The sequence below is a fragment of the Rhizobium sp. TRM95796 genome (assembly GCF_025779995.1).
Lineage (GTDB): Bacteria > Pseudomonadota > Alphaproteobacteria > Rhizobiales > Rhizobiaceae > Rhizobium_E.
The window spans coordinates 468,126-483,818 of sequence record NZ_JAOXHE010000002.1 but is presented as its reverse complement, the minus strand read 5'-3'; the positions used below and the strand labels follow the sequence as shown (position 1 = coordinate 483,818).

Annotated in this window: 21 protein-coding genes; 18 read left to right on the top strand and 3 right to left on the bottom strand. The window is 66.5% G+C overall.

Annotation, left to right across the window (positions count from 1 at the left end):
• Positions 1-346: 346 nt before the first annotated feature.
• The 4 genes from OCK01_RS08470 to OCK01_RS08455 all read left to right on the top strand — a co-directional run bounded on the left by OCK01_RS08470 (position 347) and on the right by OCK01_RS08455 (position 3,135).
• Positions 347-1,591, top strand: a complete 1,245-nt coding sequence (locus tag OCK01_RS08470; protein WP_263823371.1) for a phage major capsid protein — start codon at positions 347-349, stop codon at positions 1,589-1,591.
• Between the two features lie 242 nt (positions 1,592-1,833).
• Positions 1,834-2,403 (top strand): head-tail connector protein, encoded by a 570-nt coding sequence (locus OCK01_RS08465; RefSeq protein WP_263823370.1) that lies wholly within the window; start codon positions 1,834-1,836, stop codon positions 2,401-2,403.
• Between the two features lies 1 nt (position 2,404).
• On the top strand, positions 2,405-2,740 hold the full coding sequence (locus OCK01_RS08460) for a phage head closure protein (RefSeq protein WP_263823369.1): 336 nt from the start codon (positions 2,405-2,407) through the stop codon (positions 2,738-2,740).
• Complete coding sequence (locus OCK01_RS08455; RefSeq protein WP_263823368.1) at positions 2,737-3,135, top strand: DUF3168 domain-containing protein; 399 nt, start codon at positions 2,737-2,739, stop codon at positions 3,133-3,135. The genes OCK01_RS08460 and OCK01_RS08455 overlap by 4 nt, the downstream gene beginning before the upstream one ends.
• Here OCK01_RS08455 and OCK01_RS08450 read toward each other — a convergent pair.
• Entirely contained in the window at positions 3,132-4,319 is a 1,188-nt protein-coding gene (locus tag OCK01_RS08450) for an MFS transporter (RefSeq protein ID WP_263823367.1), read from the bottom strand. The genes OCK01_RS08455 and OCK01_RS08450 overlap by 4 nt on opposite strands.
• A gap of 96 nt (positions 4,320-4,415) precedes the next feature.
• Here OCK01_RS08450 and OCK01_RS08445 point away from each other — a divergent pair, with 96 nt between their 5' ends.
• From OCK01_RS08445 to OCK01_RS08415, 7 genes are all read left to right on the top strand, one after another.
• The gene (locus tag OCK01_RS08445) at positions 4,416-4,826 is read left to right on the top strand and encodes a phage major tail protein, TP901-1 family (RefSeq protein WP_263823366.1); all 411 of its coding nucleotides are present in this window, start codon (positions 4,416-4,418) and stop codon (positions 4,824-4,826) included.
• A complete protein-coding gene (locus tag OCK01_RS08440; RefSeq protein ID WP_263823365.1) occupies positions 4,823-5,224 on the top strand; it encodes a gene transfer agent family protein in 402 nt (133 codons plus the stop codon). Before OCK01_RS08445 ends, OCK01_RS08440 begins: the two co-directional genes overlap by 4 nt.
• Complete coding sequence (locus tag OCK01_RS08435; RefSeq protein WP_263823364.1) at positions 5,224-5,409, top strand: rcc01693 family protein; 186 nt, start codon at positions 5,224-5,226, stop codon at positions 5,407-5,409. Before OCK01_RS08440 ends, OCK01_RS08435 begins: the two co-directional genes overlap by 1 nt.
• Complete coding sequence (locus OCK01_RS08430; RefSeq protein WP_263823363.1) at positions 5,402-5,935, top strand: phage tail tape measure protein; 534 nt, start codon at positions 5,402-5,404, stop codon at positions 5,933-5,935. The genes OCK01_RS08435 and OCK01_RS08430 overlap by 8 nt, the downstream gene beginning before the upstream one ends.
• Positions 5,936-6,004: 69 nt before the next feature.
• Positions 6,005-6,481, top strand: a complete 477-nt coding sequence (locus OCK01_RS08425; RefSeq protein ID WP_263823362.1) for an antitoxin Xre/MbcA/ParS toxin-binding domain-containing protein — start codon at positions 6,005-6,007, stop codon at positions 6,479-6,481.
• The gene (locus OCK01_RS08420) at positions 6,478-6,978 is read left to right on the top strand and encodes an RES family NAD+ phosphorylase (RefSeq protein ID WP_263823361.1); all 501 of its coding nucleotides are present in this window, start codon (positions 6,478-6,480) and stop codon (positions 6,976-6,978) included. The genes OCK01_RS08425 and OCK01_RS08420 overlap by 4 nt, the downstream gene beginning before the upstream one ends.
• 115 nt (positions 6,979-7,093) lie before the next feature.
• Complete coding sequence (locus OCK01_RS08415; protein ID WP_263823360.1) at positions 7,094-7,339, top strand: hypothetical protein; 246 nt, start codon at positions 7,094-7,096, stop codon at positions 7,337-7,339.
• Positions 7,340-7,530: 191 nt separating this feature from the next.
• Here the strand turns inward: OCK01_RS08415 and OCK01_RS08410 are convergent, their stop codons facing one another.
• On the bottom strand, positions 7,531-7,788 hold the full coding sequence (locus OCK01_RS08410) for a hypothetical protein (protein WP_263823359.1): 258 nt from the start codon (positions 7,786-7,788) through the stop codon (positions 7,531-7,533).
• A gap of 163 nt (positions 7,789-7,951) precedes the next feature.
• Here OCK01_RS08410 and OCK01_RS08405 point away from each other — a divergent pair, with 163 nt between their 5' ends.
• From OCK01_RS08405 to OCK01_RS08390, 4 genes are all read left to right on the top strand, one after another.
• Positions 7,952-8,590 carry a DUF2460 domain-containing protein gene (locus tag OCK01_RS08405; RefSeq protein ID WP_263823358.1) on the top strand — a complete coding sequence of 213 codons (639 nt, stop codon included), beginning with the start codon at positions 7,952-7,954 and terminating at the stop codon, positions 8,588-8,590.
• On the top strand, positions 8,587-9,468 hold the full coding sequence (locus tag OCK01_RS08400; RefSeq protein ID WP_263823357.1) for a DUF2163 domain-containing protein: 882 nt from the start codon (positions 8,587-8,589) through the stop codon (positions 9,466-9,468). The genes OCK01_RS08405 and OCK01_RS08400 overlap by 4 nt, the downstream gene beginning before the upstream one ends.
• Positions 9,443-9,895, top strand: coding sequence for a DUF6950 family protein (locus OCK01_RS08395; RefSeq protein ID WP_263823356.1), 453 nt, complete (start codon positions 9,443-9,445; stop codon positions 9,893-9,895). The genes OCK01_RS08400 and OCK01_RS08395 overlap by 26 nt, the downstream gene beginning before the upstream one ends.
• Positions 9,896-10,014: 119 nt before the next feature.
• Positions 10,015-10,641, top strand: coding sequence for a LysE family translocator (locus tag OCK01_RS08390; protein WP_263823355.1), 627 nt, complete (start codon positions 10,015-10,017; stop codon positions 10,639-10,641).
• A 6-nt stretch (positions 10,642-10,647) separates the two neighbouring features.
• On the opposite strand, the gene OCK01_RS08385 is transcribed toward OCK01_RS08390, so the two are convergent.
• Positions 10,648-11,016, bottom strand: coding sequence for a helix-turn-helix domain-containing protein (locus OCK01_RS08385; RefSeq protein ID WP_263823354.1), 369 nt, complete (start codon positions 11,014-11,016; stop codon positions 10,648-10,650).
• 133 nt (positions 11,017-11,149) lie between these two features.
• On the opposite strand from OCK01_RS08385, the gene OCK01_RS08380 reads away from it, so the two are divergent.
• The 3 genes from OCK01_RS08380 (at position 11,150) to OCK01_RS08370 (ending at position 15,670) form a co-directional block, all read left to right on the top strand.
• Positions 11,150-14,998: a glycoside hydrolase/phage tail family protein gene (locus OCK01_RS08380; protein ID WP_263823353.1), complete on the top strand. Its 3,849-nt coding sequence runs from the start codon at positions 11,150-11,152 to the stop codon at positions 14,996-14,998.
• Positions 14,999-15,023: 25 nt separating this feature from the next.
• Positions 15,024-15,230: a hypothetical protein gene (locus OCK01_RS08375; protein WP_263823352.1), complete on the top strand. Its 207-nt coding sequence runs from the start codon at positions 15,024-15,026 to the stop codon at positions 15,228-15,230.
• Positions 15,231-15,331: 101 nt separating this feature from the next.
• Positions 15,332-15,670, top strand: a complete 339-nt coding sequence (locus OCK01_RS08370) for a hypothetical protein (protein ID WP_182826827.1) — start codon at positions 15,332-15,334, stop codon at positions 15,668-15,670.
• Positions 15,671-15,693: the final 23 nt, after the last annotated feature.

The window sequence follows — 15,693 nt, the reverse complement described above, 5'->3', positions numbered from 1 at the left end:
CGAGCATCTGCAACGTCTTGATTTTGTTCGATGGCTCAGATCCTCGGTGCAAGGCCGAGGATGACGGCGGAGAGGGGGGGCGGATCCCTCCGCTCGTCGCGGGGCGAACGTCCCGGCATGGGGTAGAGGGCGTTGCCTGTGGACAGATCATAAGTGTCGCCGCTTTCATGCTCGGGCCTGTCCCGAGCATCTGCAACGTCTTGATTTTGTTCGATGGCTCAGATCCTCGGTGCAAGGCCGAGGATGACGGCGGAGAGGGGTGTGGACCCCGCTCGCGAACACCATTCCCAATAGTCATCTTCACCAAGGGTCCTTCGGGGCCCTTCTTTCATGGAAAGGACCTGAAATGACCCATGCCCAGACAGCGCCCGAGATCAAGGCGGCGCCGGATGCGATTGCGGACGCCTTCGACGGCTTCATGCATGCGTTCGAAGCTTTCAAGGAGGCCAATGACGTCAGGCTCGACGAGATCGAGCGCAAGCTGAGCGCCGACGTCGTTACCCGCGACAAGGTGGAGCGCATCAACAAGGCGGTCGACGAGCAGAAATCCATGCTCGATCAGCTGACGCTGAAACAGGCGCGGCCGCGTCTTTCCGGCGGCCGCGACCATGCCGAGCGCGGCGAGCATAAGAGCGCCTTCGAGGCCTATATCCGTCGCGGCGACGAGGCGGGGCTGCGGTCGCTCGAACAGAAGGCGATGTCGGCGGGATCGAATGCCGATGGCGGCTATCTCGTGCCCGAGGAGACCGATGGCGAGATCGGCCGCAGGCTGGCCGTCGTCTCGCCTGTCAGGGCGCTGGCGACGGTGCGGCAGGTGTCCAGCCATGTGCTGAAAAAGCCGTTCTCGACCTCGGGCATGACCACCGGCTGGGCAGCGGAGACGGCGGCGCGGACGGAGACGGCGGCGGCCGCGCTGACCGAGCTTTCCTTCGAGACGATGGAGCTCTACGCCATGCCGGCGGCCACCCAGACCCTGCTCGACGACGCCGCCGTCGACATCGAGAACTGGATCGCGTCCGAAGTGGAGATCGCCTTCGCCGAGCAGGAAAGCGCCGCCTTCGTGACCGGCAACGGCGTCTCCAAGCCCAAGGGCGTGCTCGCCTATACGGCGGTGGCCAATGCCGGCTGGAGCTGGGGCAATCTCGGCTATGTCGCCACCGGCGCGGCGGGCGCCTTCTCGTCCTCCGGTCCGGCCGACGTGCTGATCGACGCGGCCTATGCGCTGAAGGCCGGCCATCGCCAGAACGCCACCTATCTCATGAACCGCACGACCCAGGCGGCGATCCGCAAATTCAAGGACGCCGACGGCAACTATCTCTGGCGTCCGCCCGCGGCGGTGGGCGAACCCGCCTCGCTGATGGGTTTTCCGGTGGCGGAGGCCGAGCATATGCCCGACATTGCGGCCAATGCGCTGGCGATCGCCATCGGCGATTTCCGCGCCGGCTATCTGGTCGTCGACCGTCTCGGCGTGCGGGTGCTGCGCGATCCCTATTCGGCGAAGCCTTACGTGCTGTTTTACACCACCAAGCGGGTGGGCGGCGGCGTGCAGAATTTCGAGGCGATCAAGCTGGTGAAGTTTTCGGCAAGCTGAGGTTCGTTGGACGGCGACGTAGTCGTTCGCCAGCTTTTCGTTTGACGGCGTGTCCGGCCCCTCATCCGGCTGCCGCCACCTTCTCCCCGCGCGAGCGGGAGAAGGGCGAGTGTGGCAATGCCGGCGCTCCATCCTCCTTCTCCCTGCTCGCGCGGGGAGAAGGTCCCGGCAGGGGGATGAGGGGCGGAGCACAGCTTCGTCTGACCTCGCTGCCCAACTTTTTCCCTTTCCAAGGACCTCCCATGACCATACTCGACCTCGCGCCGCCCGGCGCCGAGCCGCTGACGCTCGCCCAGGCAAAGGCGCATCTGAAGATCGATTACAGTGACGAAGACGCGCTGATCACAAGTCTGATCATCACGGCGCGCGAGCATCTCGAACGCGCGACCGGGCTCGCGCTGATCCGCCGGCCGATGCGGCTTTATCTCGACCGCTGGCCGCTGACGGGACCGATCGAGATCGCGCGCGGGCCGGTGACGGGCGTGGACGCGGTCAGGATCTTCGACGCCGACGGCGCCGAGGGGCTCGCCGATCTCACTGGGCATGTGCTCGACGGCGAGGGGCGGCCGGCGCGGGTGTGGCTGAAGCGGCGGCCGGAGACGCGGGGCGCGATGAACGGCGTCGAGGTGGATTTCACCGCCGGTTTCGGCGAGACCGGCGCGGATATTCCCGACACGCTGAAGCGGGCGATGCTGACGCATGTGGCGCTGATGCACGGTTTCCGCGCCGCCGTTTCCACCGAGATGCAGCCGGCGGGCGTGCCTGAAGGGTACGACAGGTTGATCGCGCCCTATCGGATGATGAGGCTCTGACATGCTGACGCGCTTTTTCGACGCCGGCCAATTGACGGCGCGGCTTGACCTTGAGTCACCCGTGGAGACGCCGGACGGGCAGGGCGGGGTGACGCGGAGTCACACCGTTGCGGCCAGCCTCTGGGCGAGGATCGAGCCGGTGGCCGATACGGTTGCGGAAACCGGCGGCGTCGAGCGCCAGACGATCACCCATCGCATCTGGATCCGCTGGAGCGGCGTGGTCCAACCCGGCATGCGCTTTCGCAAGGGCGGGCGGCTGTTCGTGATCCGCACGCTGCATGATCCTGATGAGACGGGCCGCTTCCTGGTCTGCCGCGTGACGGAGGGCGAGATATGAGCGCGGTTCTGAACCCTCTGCAAAAGGCTGTTTTCGCGAGGCTGATCGCCGACGCTGAACTGATGGCGCTGGTGGGCGCGGACGGCGTGTTCGACCATCGCCGCAGCGCCCGCGCCATGCCCTATCTGCTGCTGTCGAAAAGCGAGGCGAAAGCGCTGGCCGAGGGCGTCGAGGAGCATCTGCTGAGTTTCGAAGCCTGGTCGCGGGCGACGGGACGGGCCGAGGCGCAGGCGATCGCCGCCTGCGCAGCCCGGACCCTCGACGGCGCCGATCTGGCGCTCGACGGCGGCGGGCTGGCGCGGCTGGCGCTCAGGACATCCGCCGCACGGCGGAAGGAGGGGAGCGGGGCTGTTATGGTTGAGCTCGGGGTCAAGGCGTTGGTGGATCGGGCTTAAGCGCGCGCGCCTCTCTGCAGTCCCCACAGGCAGGCGAGCGCCGCAAGCGTGAGCAGCGCCGCCGCTGACAATGCGGCCATGGGGCCGCCGCGGTCGAGAAGTGCTGTCATGGCGACGGGGGCGAAGGCGGTGGCGATGTTTTGCGGCAACGCGATGCGGCTGGACATCAGCCCGAAATCAGCGGCCGAGAAATGGCTGAGCGGCAGGACGGTGCGCGCCACCGTGCCGACGCCGGAGCCGAAGCCGTAAAGGCCGATGAACAGGATGAGGGCCATAAGCGACGGCGCGCCGAGGGCGAGCGCAGCGAAAGCGACGAGCAGTAGCAGGCAGGCGCCGGCCATGGCGCGCGGCGGCGTGCTGCGCTTGCCCAGGAGGAGATCGCCGAGCCGGGCGGTGACGCCGAGCGCCGAGCGGAACGAGGCGAGGCTGAGCGCGAGCGCCGGGGCGGCGCCGCTGGCGGTAAGGAGCGCGATCAGGATCGGCGACAGGCCGAAGGTGACCAGCGTGAACAGAGTGGAGACGGCGGCGAGCAGCAGAAAGGTGTTGCGCCCGGCTTTGGCGGTCTCCGTGGGCGTCGACGTGGGTGATTGCGTTTCCTGAGGCGGCTGTGGCGGCGCAGCGGGGAGCGCGAGCAGATAGAGCGGAACGCAGAGGCCGATCTGCAGGCCAGCGCCCATCAGAACCGCGATCCGCCAGCCGAAGCTGGCATCGACGAGGCTGAGAAGCGGCCAGAACAGAGCCGCCGACAGGCCGGTGACGATCATCATCAGCGAGATCGACGCCTTGGCGCGGAGGCCTTCACGCTCGACCACGGCGGTGTGGGCTGAGGCCGAGAGTCCGATCGCTGCGCCCAGCCCGACTGCCAGCCAGCCGAGCCCATAGAGAAAAAGGCCCTGCGCGGCGGCGATGATTGTGAGGCCCGCGCTCATGGCGCAAGCGCCTGTGATCAGGCAGAAACGCGCGCCGCGCGCCTTGAGGAGCCGGCCGGCCCAGGGGCCGGCAAGGCCCGAGACGATCATCATCACGCTCAGGCCGGCAAAGGCCGCCTCGTTGGAAAAGCCGAGATCGGCGGCGATGACGCGGCCGAGCGCGCCGGGCATGTCGAAGGTCGTGCCCCAGCCGATGATCTGGCAGAGCGCCAGGGGCGCGAGAAGGCGAAAGCGGGCGGCGGATGGCGACGTCATGAAAATCTCTTTGAATGCGACGCCAGCATAGGCGGCGCCGCCCGCCGCCGCAAGGCGAGGGCGCCATCGGTTATCTCAGCAAGAAAGGACAGGCGCATGACAGCCCAGCGCGGCAAGGATCTGCTGCTCAAGATCCACAATGGCGACAGTTACGAGACGGTGGCGGGGTTGCGCTCGCGCCGCATCGCCTTCAATGCGGCGGTGATCGACGCTACCGACGCCGAAAGCGCCGGACGCTGGCGCGAATTGCTCGACGGCGGCGGGGTGAAGAAGGCGGCTGTGTCCGGCTCCGGCATCTTCAAGGATCAGGAGTCCGATGCGACGGTGCGTGCGGCCTTCTTTGCCGGCAGCGTGCTCGACTGGCGGATCGTCATTCCCGATTTCGGCCAGGTGACCGGGCCGTTCCAGATCACCGCGCTCGATTATTACGGCCAGTTCGACGGCGAGGTGCTGTTCGATCTGGCGCTGGAATCGGCGGGGCAGCTGAGCTTCGGAGCGCTGGCGTGAGCGGCCGGGCCAACCGGCGGCGCGGCGAGGTGGAGGCGGTGATCGATGGCGAGCGCCGCATTCTCTGCCTGACGCTGGGCGCAATCGCCGAACTCGAAACCGCTTTCGGCGTCGACAACATCGCCGATCTCGCCGGGCGTTTTTCGGGCGCGCGGCTGTCGGCGCGCGACGTCATGACGATCCTCGCGGCCGGCTTGCGCGGCGGCGGCAACCGGCTCGACGACGAGGATCTAGCCGATGTCAGCATCGAGGGCGGACTGGAAGGCGCGGTGCGGCTGACGGCGGAGCTTCTCGCCTCGGCCTTTCTGACGGAGGCGGAAGGCGGGTCCAACAGCCCTTTTCAGCCGCCGGCGCAGGGTCCGACAAGCCCGGCGCCGGCTTTCCCTGGCGGCAGGTAATGGAGGCGGGGCTCGGGCGCCTGCGGCTCTCGCCCCAGGACTTCTGGACGATGACCCTGAAGGAACTGGCTGCGATGCTGGGCGGGCCGCAGCGCCGCCCGCTGGGGCGCGGCGATCTCGCCGCGCTGATGGCGGCCTGGCCGGACGAGCCGGCGAAGGTGGAACAAGGAGGGACTTATGGCTGAGGACGACCTGGAGGCGAGCCTCGATCTCGCCGGCGCGCTGACCGACACGCTGGATGGACTCGAAGCGCGCTCACGCGCTTTCGGCGCGGCTTTGACAAGTGCGCTCAAGGGCGCGGCGCTCGAAGGCGACGGGCTGAACGCGGTGCTGGCCTCGATCGCCACGCGCTTTTCCTCGATTGCGCTCGACGCCGGGCTCGCGCCGCTGCAAAGCGCTTTGTCGTCGGGCGTTTCCAGCCTGACCCAGACGCTCACAAGCGCGACAGCCTACGCCAAAGGAGGCGTCGTCAACGGCCCGACTTATTTCGGCGCCGGCGACGGGCTGGGCCTGATGGGCGAAGCCGGCGCCGAGGCCATCCTGCCTTTGAGCCGCGGCCCCGACGGACGCCTCGGCGTGGCGGGCGCCAGTGGCGGAACCCAGATCGTCTTCAATGTGCAGGCGACGGATGCGGCGAGCTTCCGCCGTTCGGAGCAGCAGATCAACGCCATGCTGGCGCGGGCGGCGGCAAGGGGGCGGCGGGGGGTGTGAGGGGCTCTTGAAATATGCTGAGACAGGTGTCATGTTTTTGACGACACGTGTCAGAAGGAGCGATTTCAGATGACCGAAGCGGTAAGCATGCCGTCAGCGGCGCCGGATCCAATCGACGATGTGATCAATCTGCTGGGCGGCGCGGATGTGTTTCCAAAGCGGCCTGATGGCGCGCTCGCGGCGCATCGATTGATCGAAAAGGGGCTGCCGAGCAGCGCCTTGACGCATTTGCTCGACAATATCGGCCTGCTTGCCGACGATCCGGCGCTGCAGCAGGCGTTGGGCATCAGCATGCGCACGGTTCAGCGGAAGAAAGATTCTCAGGCCGTGCTGAGCATTCTTCAGAGCGGCCGCACCTGGAAATTCGCCGAAGTGCTCGCGAAAGCAACCGACGTGTTCGGAAGCCAGGAGGCCGCCGAGCGGTGGATGGACGAGCCGGCGATGGGGCTTGAAGGATACAAGCCGATCGAACTGATGTCGACGCCGGCGGGCGTGGATGTGGTCGAGACGTTTCTCGGCCGGCTGTCCTATGGAGTATACGCGTGATAGGCAGGAGGCCGCCGCAACTTGCCGGCCCCGTGGCGATCTGGCGTCTGGATCAGGCGCGCCATGCCGCGACCTGGAGTTCCGGCGAGGGCGCTTATCTGTTCGGCGGACGATGGAATTCCAAAGGCGTGCGCGCCGTCTATTGCTGCCTCGATCCCGCGACCGCGACGCTGGAGGTGGCGGTGCATAAGGGGTTCCGGGCGCTGGATGTGACGCCGCATGTGCTGACCAGAGCGGACATTCCCGATGGCGCGCCTATCCATGTCGTGCGGGCCGAAAGCATACCCAACGACAACTGGCTTCATCCTTGCCTGCCGAGCGCCGGCCAGCAAGCGTTCGGGGATGCGCTTCTCGCCGCACATGGCTGCTTTCTGATCCCCAGCGTCGTCTCGGCGCATAGCTGGAATTTCGTTTTCGACGCGGCAAAGGCGCCCGCTCTGATTTCGAGCGTCGAGCAGGAGCGATTTGCCCTGGATACGAGGCTGCATCCGGCTTGATGGCGGGGGCGTGCAGACTAACCGATAAGTCGCTTTGGCCGAGCCTACATGCATAAGGCGCGAAAGAGCCGGGTCGACGAGGCCTTAGCGGCCCGACATTAACAATCAAGTGTGGATGGCGATCATTGACCAGCTTGTATTGGCGCAGAACTTCACTCCGGAGCCCATGGTCGACAGGCGCGATCAACCCGCATCCCGGATGTTCGATATCCTGGAAGTAAAGCTTGGTGAATGGAAGAAAGCCCCTTTTGCGGACGTCAATGAAAAAGGGTTTCTGATTGCCGATTTTGTCAGCACGATCAGACTTCACCTTGATGACGCCGATCGGAAGAGCATCGCCATATTTCCCGACCTGGGATGATGTGTAGACGCCGACGATCAACCCGCAAGCGCTAATGTGAGCCGATGTGGCGATAGCTGCTTCCTTCGGCTTGAACGCAGCGATAACGCAGGCGGCGTGCCGAACCGGGCCCGGGCTGTCAGGCTGCTGCTCGAAAGGAAAGTTCGTCCAAACCATGTCGCCGGATTTGAACGGAATGATCGGCATGACGACTACCGGAAGAGCGCTAATCTTACCTCGAAGTCGGCGTCGCTCTCGTCAGGGTCTCGCTGCATCTCGTAGTCGTCGAGGCGAATTGAGTTTTGCTCCGATGGATGATTCAGCGCGTCGATATACTCGGCATGGCGCTTTACCAAGCTTTCGACAAGAGCGTCGACAGACACATCATCACGTTCCGCTATTCTGCGGGCGTTGGCATAGGTTTCGTCACTGATGGTGATGGTGGCTCGATGGGCTGCCATCTCCCGCATACTTTTCGGTTCCTCACCCCGAAAGGATAGAGCAAGAGGCGGCATAGGTCCAGCACGTCGTCTGAACCGACATGAGCAGCGTTGGCGGGCGACCCTCTGGACGTTCCGATCGTCTTTTCAGCGTCTGTCAGTTCATCCCCATTTCCCTTGGAGGAGACCATCCATGACCGCATTTCACGAGGTGCAGTTTCCGCTCCGGCTGGCGCTCGGCGCGCGCGGCGGGCCGGAGAGGCGGACGGAGATCGTGTCTTTGTCCAATGGGCGCGAGGCGCGCAACAGGCGCTGGCGGGATGCGCGGCGGCGTTATGATGTCGGATCGAGCATGAAGACGCTGGCCGATCTCTATGAAACGCTTGCCTTTTTCGAGGCGAGGGCGGGGCAGCTTCATGGGTTCCGCTTCACTGACCCCTTCGATTTCAAGAGCGGGGGGCCGCATGAGCCTGTCATGGCTGAGGATCAGCGCATCGGGACGGGGGATGGAGAGACGCGCAGCTTTCAGCTCAGGAAGACCTATCGCGACGCCGGCGGCGAGAGCGCGCGGACGATCGAGAAGCCGGTGGCAGGCAGCGTGCGGATTTCTGTCGACGGCGTCGAGATCGACGGGGCGGATTTTTCGGTCGCCGCGGCGACGGGGATGGTGACGTTTTCCGCCTCGGCGACGCCGGGCGAGGGCGCGGTGATCAAGGCCGGGTTTCGCTTCGATACGCCTGTTCGTTTCGATACGGACAGGCTCGATATCGACCTCGACGCGTTTCAGGCGGGCCGCATCCCGTCGATCCCGCTGGTGGAGATCCGGCCATGAGGACTATTCCCGAAGGGCTCGCCGCCCATATCGCTGGCGAGGCGACGACGCTCGCCAATGGCTGGAAAGTGACGCGCCGGGATGGGGTGATCCTGGGTTTCACCGATCACGATCATGATCTGACATCCGCCGGGCTGACATTTGCGGCGGCGAGCGGCTTTGCCGCCGGCGGCGACGAGAGCGAGACGGGGTTGGCGGCGTCGTCCTCGGAGACGCTGGGGGCGTTGTCGTCGGACGCCATCACCGCCGAGGATATCGCGGCGGGCCGCTATGACGGGGCGACGGTGGACCTCTATCTCGTCAACTGGCAGGCGCCGGCGCAGCATATGCGGCTCAGGCGCTACGAGATCGGCGAGGTGGCGAGGAGCGAGAGCGACTTCCGGGCGGAATTGCGGGGGCTTTCGCACCGCCTTGGTCAGATCCAGGGGCGCGTCTACGGCCATCGCTGCGATGCGGGCTTCTGCGACGCCCGATGCGGGCTTGCGGCCAGCGCCTTTCGGCATGCGGGCGTGGTGACTTCCGCCGATCGATCGAGCGTGACGGTGGAGGGCCTTGGCGGCGCCGCGCCGGCCCGGCTCGCGGGCGGGGTGATGACGGTGGAAAGCGGAGCGCTCGCAGGGCTGGCGGTCGATGTCGACGGGGCGCAGCGGAGAGACGGGCGGATGCGGCTCGCGCTCTGGCAGCCGATGGCGGCGCCTCCCGAGCCCGGCGACGCGGTGAGCCTGCTCGAAGGCTGCGACAAGCGGTTCGAGACCTGCCGCGACCGCTTCGGCAATGCGCTGAACTTCAGAGGATTTCCGCATATGCCGGGCGCGGATTTCGCCTATTCCTACGCCGACGGGGAGACCGAGCATGACGGACGACCGCTCTATGACTGAGGCGGACCGGAGCCCGGGCGAGCGAGCGGCGGCGATCGCGCGGACATGGATCGGCGCGCCCTATCGGCATCAGGGTTTCAGCCGGATCGGCTGCGATTGCCTCGGCCTGATCCGCGGCGTCTGGCGTGAAATGCGGGGCCAAGAGCCCGAGGAGCCCGGCCCCTATGGCCGCGACTGGGCGGAGCGATCGGGCGAGGAGCGTCTGCTGCAGGCCGCGACCCATCATTTCGGCCCGGCCTGCGCCGAGGCCACGCTGCGGATGGGGGACGTGCTGGTGTTCCGGCTCAGGCGAGGCATGGCCGCCCAGCATCTCGGCATCGTCTCCGGCGCAGACCGCTTCATTCACGCCTATGAGCAGACCGGCGTGGTGGAAAGCCCGCTCGCGCCGGCCTGGCGGCGGCGGATCGCGGGCGTGTTCCGGTTTTGACTGGTGTGTTGACGGGATGACGCTTTGACACGGCCGCCGCCGCGTGATCAGGTGGCCGTGACGGGGCGGGGCCGGCTGTTCCGTCTCGTGAGGTCCGGCAGAAGAGTCCCGGAGCGCTCATGCCGTCTTTGTCCCTGCTCGCCGCCTTCTTCGCGACCACCTTCGTCTTCGCCTATGTGCCGGGGCCGGCGATGCTTTATGCGGCGGGGCAGACGCTGGCGCGGGGGCGAAAGGCGGGGCTGATGGCGGCGCTCGGCATTCATCTCGGCTGCTATGCGCATGTGTTTGCCGCCGCCGCCGGGCTGTCGATCCTGTTTCATGCCGTGCCGGCGCTTTACCTCGTGGTGAAGCTTGCGGGCGCGGCCTATCTGGTCTGGCTCGGCTTTCGGATGATCGTGGCGAAAGATAAGCAGGCAGCCGAAGCGGGCGCGATGAAAAGCGGCCGGGCGGCGCTCATCGAGAGCATGCTGGTGGAGGTGCTGAACCCGAAGACGGCGATCTTCTTTCTCGCCTTCCTGCCGCAATTCGTCGACGCCGGCGCGGCTTTCCCCGTCTGGCTGCAACTGACGATCCTCGGCAGCGCGGTGAACCTGATCTTCACCTCCGCCGATATCGTCTGCGTGCTGTTCGCGGGGTTGGTGACCGAGAGGCTGAAGCGGTCAAGCGGGGCGCAGAGGCTGATGCGGCGCGCGGGCGGGACGGTGCTGTGCGGGCTAGGCGTCAATCTGGCGCTGCAGCGGGGGTGAGCGTGCTCATCGCGCCCCTGCGACGCGCTCCTCAGTCTCGGAGTTTCTGACCGTCACCTCGACCGTTTTCCCGATGCGCTGGGCCATGTCGATCAGGGTGTCGATGGTGAACTTAGACACTTTCATATTGACGACGTCGGAGACGCGCGGGCGAGAAACATTGAGGCGTTCGGCGGCTTCGGCCTGTTTCAGCCGGCCGTCGCGAATCCAGGCGGCGATTTCCGCCATCAGGCTTTTCTTGATGGCGATGGCGGCGGTGATGCGGGCTTCCGAGTCCGCCTGAAGCCGTTCGGCTTCATCCGCGGCGAAACCGAGTTCCGTGAAGATGTTGGCGTTCTCCGGCGTGACATGGCCGATGTCGTGAACTGTCGTCATGCGCCTTCCTTCATCTGTTCTCTCAGCTGCGCCCGATGTTCGCTCAGGCGAATGTGACGTTCTTTTCACACGGTTGCAACCGCACTGATTGCTCGCGTGGAACCACTGTTCTCTCTCATCTTAGGATCATCTCATGGCGACATTGGTGTTGCAGGCTGCGGGCGCTGCGCTGGGCGGAGTGTTCGGGCCGGTCGGCGCGATCATCGGGCGGGCGGCGGGGGCTTTGGCGGGCAATGTGATCGACCGCAGCCTGATTTCGGGCCTGACGACGATCGAGGGCAGCCGGCTCGCCAATGCGCGGATCGCGGGCGCGGAAGAGGGGACGGCGATCCCGCGGGTCTATGGGACGATGCGGATCGGCGGCACGTTGATCTGGGCGACGCGCTTCGAGGAAGAGGTGAGCAAGGAGCGGTCGGGCTCCAAGGCGACGGGGCCGCGGGTGGAGACCTATCGCTACTTCGCCAATATCGCCGTCGGTCTCGCGGAGGGGCCGATCGCCGCCATCAGGAGGATCTGGGCCGACGGGATGGAGATCGACCAGACGGATTACGAGATCCGTTTCTACGAGGGGACGGAGAGCCAGGGCCCCGATCCCCTGATCGAGGCCAAGCAGGGTGCGGGGAATGCGCCGGCCTTTCGGGGGCTGGCCTATGTGGTGTTCGAGCGCATGCCGCTCGACGCCTTCGGCAATCGCATTCCAGTGCTGCAATTCGAAGTGTTGCGGGTGGTCGATCCGCTCGAGAGCCGGATCAGGGCGGTGACGATCATTCCCGGCGCGACCGAGCACGGTTATGCGACGGAGGTGGTCACCGAGAAGACCGGCGAGGACCGCGGGCGCAAGATCAACCGCAACCAGTTGCGACGGGCCACCGATTGGGAGGCGTCGCTGGATGAATTGCAGGCGCTCTGCCCGCATCTCGAACGGGCGGCGCTGGTTGTGTCCTGGTTCGGGAGCGATCTCCGGGCCGGGCATTGCCGGGTTCGGCCGGGTGTGGAAACGCGCGTGCGCCACGAGGAAGATCCCGCCTGGAGGGTCTGCGGTCGCGACCGCGTCTCGGCGCATCTGATTTCGTCGAGTTCGGGCGGGCCCGCCTATGGCGGCACGCCCGATGACCGGAGCGTGATCCAGGCGATCCGCGACCTCAAGGCGCGCGGGCTCGGCGTCTATCTGTATCCCTTCCTGATGATGGACATTCCCCCGGGCAATGGTCTGCCGGACCCCTATGGCTGGGGCGAGCAGGCGGCCTTTCCCTGGCGCGGACGCATCACCTGCCATCCGGCGGCTGGCCGGCCCGACAGCGCCGACAGGACGGTTGAGGGTGCGGCGCAGGCGCTTGCCTTCATGGGCGAGGCCGATGCGGGAGATTTCGAGGTCGATGGCGAGAGCGTGCGTCATGAGAGCGCCGACGAGGGTTATCGGCGGCTGGTGCTGCATTATGCCCTGCTGGCGCAGGCGGCGGGCGGGGTCGATGGTTTCATCATCGGCTCGGAGTTGCGAGGGCTGACCCAGATCCGCGATGCCTCGGGGAATTATCCCTTCGTGGCGGCGCTCGTGGAGCTGGCGGAGGATGTCAGGGCCATTCTCGGGCCCTCGACCAAGCTGACCTATGGGGCGGACTGGAGCGAATATTTCGGCCATCAGCCGCAAGACGGAACGGGCGACCGCCTCTTTCACCTCGATCCGCTCTGGGCTTCGCCTGCGATCGACGCCGTCGGTATCGACAATTACATGCCGCTGTCGGATTTTCAGGACGAGGATTTGACCCACGCCCATCCGGACGGCGCCGTGATCGCCGACGACGAGGCGGCGATGCGGGCAGCGATCGCGAGCGGCGAGGGCTATGACTGGTATTACGCCTCGAGCGTCGACCGGGCGTCGCGCATCCGCAGCCCGATCAGCGACGGCTTGGCGGGCAAGCCCTGGGTCTATCGCTACAAGGATATCGAGAACTGGTGGGCGCACCGGCATCATGACCGCGTGGGCGGAGCGGAACTGACGGCGCCGACCGGCTGGACGGCGCGGATGAAGCCGATCTGGTTCACCGAGCTCGGTTGCCCGGCGATCGACCGCGGCGGCAATCAGCCGAATGTGTTCGTCGACCCGAAATCGTCGGAATCCGAGACGCCGTATTTTTCGAGCGGGGTCCGGTCGGACGAGACGCCGCGGCGGTTTCTCAATGCGCATCTGAGCCATTGGAACGGGAGCGGGGCGCCGGACGGCATGGTCGATCCGGGGCATGTGTTTCTTTGGACCTGGGATGCGCGCGCCGCGCCGAGCTTTCCGGAGGACCCCGATATCTTCGCCGATGGAGAAAACTGGCGGACCGGCCATTGGCTGAACGGGCGGCTGGGAGCGGGAACGCTGGCGACGGTGATCGCGGCGATCGCTCGGGATTGCGAGATCGGCGAGGTGGATGTCGCAGCCGTCTCCGGCAATCTCCAGGGCTATGTGATGGGCCAGCAGAGTTCGGCCCGGACGCTGATCGAGCCGCTTCTCACCGCCTATCGGCTGGACGTGACGGAGGCGGCGGGACGGCTCACCTTCCGGTCGCGGGATCTCGCCTCGGCGCCGGCGGCGGTGATCGACGTGCTGGCGGAGACCGAGGACGAGCCGCTGTGGTCGGAAACGCTGGGGCAGGACGGCGACTACGCCTCCGAAGCGATTCTGACCTATCAGGCGGAGGACAACGAGCATGAACCGGCGAGCGTGCGTTCCCGGCGGGCCGAGCCCGCCCATCAGCGCGCGCTGAGCATTTCGCTGGCCGGAACGCTGGATGAACAGGCGGCGCAAGCCACGGTGGACGCGATGCTAAGGGATCACCGGCTGGGACGGCGGCAGATCGGCTTCCGCCTGTCGCCGTTGGCGCTCGCGCATGAGCCCGGCGATGTCGTCGAACTGGCCGATGGCCCGGAGGGGCGGTTTCTGATCACCCGCATCGAGGATGGCGATGTCAGGCGCGTGACGGCGCGCGAGGCCGGATCCGGCGGCGAGAGCCTGGCGACGACGGTGAGGGCGCGGCGTCAGCCGCGCGGGGGAGCCGCCAATGCGGTCTATCGGCCCCTCGTAGCGCTGATGGATCTGCCGAGGCTGGGCGACGGCGAAGACCAGGATTTCGCGATGGCCGCAGTGGCGGCGTCGCCCTGGCGGCGGACGCGGATGTCCGTGTCGTCGGGCGCAGACAATTACGAGGGGCGGTTGACGCTGTCGCGGCGCGCCAGCCTGGGACGGTTGACGACGGCGCTCGGCGCGGGTCCGACGGCGGTGATCGACCACGCCAATACGGTGACCGTGCGCATGACGTCCGGCGCTGTGGAAAGCGTGTCGAGGTCTGCGCTTCTGAATGGCGCGAACCGCGCGGCGATCGCTGCCGGAAATGGCGGCTGGGAGATCATCGCCTTCCAGAGCGCCGAGGAAATCGAAGCCGATGTCTGGCGCCTGCACGGATTGCTGCGCGGACTGTGTGGGACCGACGACGCCTTGGCCGCCGGCGCAGAGAGCGGCGCTCGATTCGTGCTTCTCGACGACGCCGTCCGATCGCTCGGGCTGAAAGGAACCGAGGCCGGCTTGACGCTGAACTGGATCGCCGAAGCGGCGGGCGCCGCGGGCGGGCGGGTCGGGCCTTATGTCTTCTCCGGCGGCGAAAGGGCGGCGACGCCGCTCGCGCCGGTTCATCTGCGCGGCTGGCGCGAGCCGGACGGCGATATCCGCTTCAAATGGATCCGCCGCGGCCGCATCGACGCCGATGGCTGGGACGGCGACGACATTCCGCTCGACGAGGTTCGCGAAGCCTATCGGTTGGACATCGTCAGGCATGGCGAGGTGGTCCGCAGCCTGCATGTGAACGATCCCGAGGCCCTCTATGCCGCCGACGACGAAATCGCCGATTTCGGCGCGCCGCAAACCGCCTTGACGATCCGCGTGCGCCAGAGGGGCGCACGCGTGGCGGCCGGACTGCCCGCGCACGCCACACTGCCAATCTGACATGGAGCCAGGAAAGGACGACACCATGAACGACACGAAAGCATGGCATCAATCCAAGACCATCTGGGGGGCGCTGGTGGCGATTCTCGCCAGTGTCTTGCAAGCGGCGGGGTCGCCTCTCGCGCCCGGCATGGAGCATGATCTCGTCGAGGCGCTGACGACGCTGGCCGGCGCGGCAGGCGGTTTGTTGGCGATCTACGGGCGGCTGAGCGCCGATCGGCGCGTGTCCTGAGCCGACCCAGACGAAGCTGAAGGGCACATTCATTCGCCATTCATTGTTGCTGCTCTAGAAAGGGCGCAAGTCAAACGCCTCACACGGAACCGCAACTGCCCATGGCCGCTTTCCTGCCCTCCCTTCTGGCCGCGAGCCTCATGCTCGGCCCCACCGGCGATCTGCCGGCGCCGGCCAAGCAGTATACGCCCGCGCAGATGCTTTATCTCCAGGACGGCCCGGTGTTTGCGGATGAATATGCGCCGGCGCCGAGGCGGATGCGCGCCAACAACCGCGCCGGTTGCGCCGGCGCGGTCAATCAGGCGATGGCCATGACCGGCGGCGAACTCCTGTCGGTGCGGGCCAATCGCAACCAGGGCGTCTGCGTGGTCACCATGCTGGTGATCAAGCAGAACGGACGGCCGAAGAAAGTCCGCTTGCGCATTCCCATGGATTATTGATACGCAGGCCCGGCTATCCGAGG

Coding starts and splice junctions, on each gene's coding strand:
- OCK01_RS08470 (WP_263823371.1), top strand. CDS start 347: ATGACCCATGCCCAGACAGCGCCCGAGATCAAGGCGGCGCCGGATGCG.
- OCK01_RS08465 (WP_263823370.1), top strand. CDS start 1,834: ATGACCATACTCGACCTCGCGCCGCCCGGCGCCGAGCCGCTGACGCTC.
- OCK01_RS08460 (WP_263823369.1), top strand. CDS start 2,405: ATGCTGACGCGCTTTTTCGACGCCGGCCAATTGACGGCGCGGCTTGAC.
- OCK01_RS08455 (WP_263823368.1), top strand. CDS start 2,737: ATGAGCGCGGTTCTGAACCCTCTGCAAAAGGCTGTTTTCGCGAGGCTG.
- OCK01_RS08450 (WP_263823367.1), bottom strand. CDS start 4,319: ATGACGTCGCCATCCGCCGCCCGCTTTCGCCTTCTCGCGCCCCTGGCG.
- OCK01_RS08445 (WP_263823366.1), top strand. CDS start 4,416: ATGACAGCCCAGCGCGGCAAGGATCTGCTGCTCAAGATCCACAATGGC.
- OCK01_RS08435 (WP_263823364.1), top strand. CDS start 5,224: ATGGAGGCGGGGCTCGGGCGCCTGCGGCTCTCGCCCCAGGACTTCTGG.
- OCK01_RS08430 (WP_263823363.1), top strand. CDS start 5,402: ATGGCTGAGGACGACCTGGAGGCGAGCCTCGATCTCGCCGGCGCGCTG.
- OCK01_RS08425 (WP_263823362.1), top strand. CDS start 6,005: ATGACCGAAGCGGTAAGCATGCCGTCAGCGGCGCCGGATCCAATCGAC.
- OCK01_RS08415 (WP_263823360.1), top strand. CDS start 7,094: ATGGCGATCATTGACCAGCTTGTATTGGCGCAGAACTTCACTCCGGAG.
- OCK01_RS08410 (WP_263823359.1), bottom strand. CDS start 7,788: ATGCGGGAGATGGCAGCCCATCGAGCCACCATCACCATCAGTGACGAA.
- OCK01_RS08405 (WP_263823358.1), top strand. CDS start 7,952: ATGACCGCATTTCACGAGGTGCAGTTTCCGCTCCGGCTGGCGCTCGGC.
- OCK01_RS08400 (WP_263823357.1), top strand. CDS start 8,587: ATGAGGACTATTCCCGAAGGGCTCGCCGCCCATATCGCTGGCGAGGCG.
- OCK01_RS08395 (WP_263823356.1), top strand. CDS start 9,443: ATGACGGACGACCGCTCTATGACTGAGGCGGACCGGAGCCCGGGCGAG.
- OCK01_RS08390 (WP_263823355.1), top strand. CDS start 10,015: ATGCCGTCTTTGTCCCTGCTCGCCGCCTTCTTCGCGACCACCTTCGTC.
- OCK01_RS08385 (WP_263823354.1), bottom strand. CDS start 11,016: ATGACGACAGTTCACGACATCGGCCATGTCACGCCGGAGAACGCCAAC.
- OCK01_RS08380 (WP_263823353.1), top strand. CDS start 11,150: ATGGCGACATTGGTGTTGCAGGCTGCGGGCGCTGCGCTGGGCGGAGTG.
- OCK01_RS08375 (WP_263823352.1), top strand. CDS start 15,024: ATGAACGACACGAAAGCATGGCATCAATCCAAGACCATCTGGGGGGCG.
- OCK01_RS08370 (WP_182826827.1), top strand. CDS start 15,332: ATGGCCGCTTTCCTGCCCTCCCTTCTGGCCGCGAGCCTCATGCTCGGC.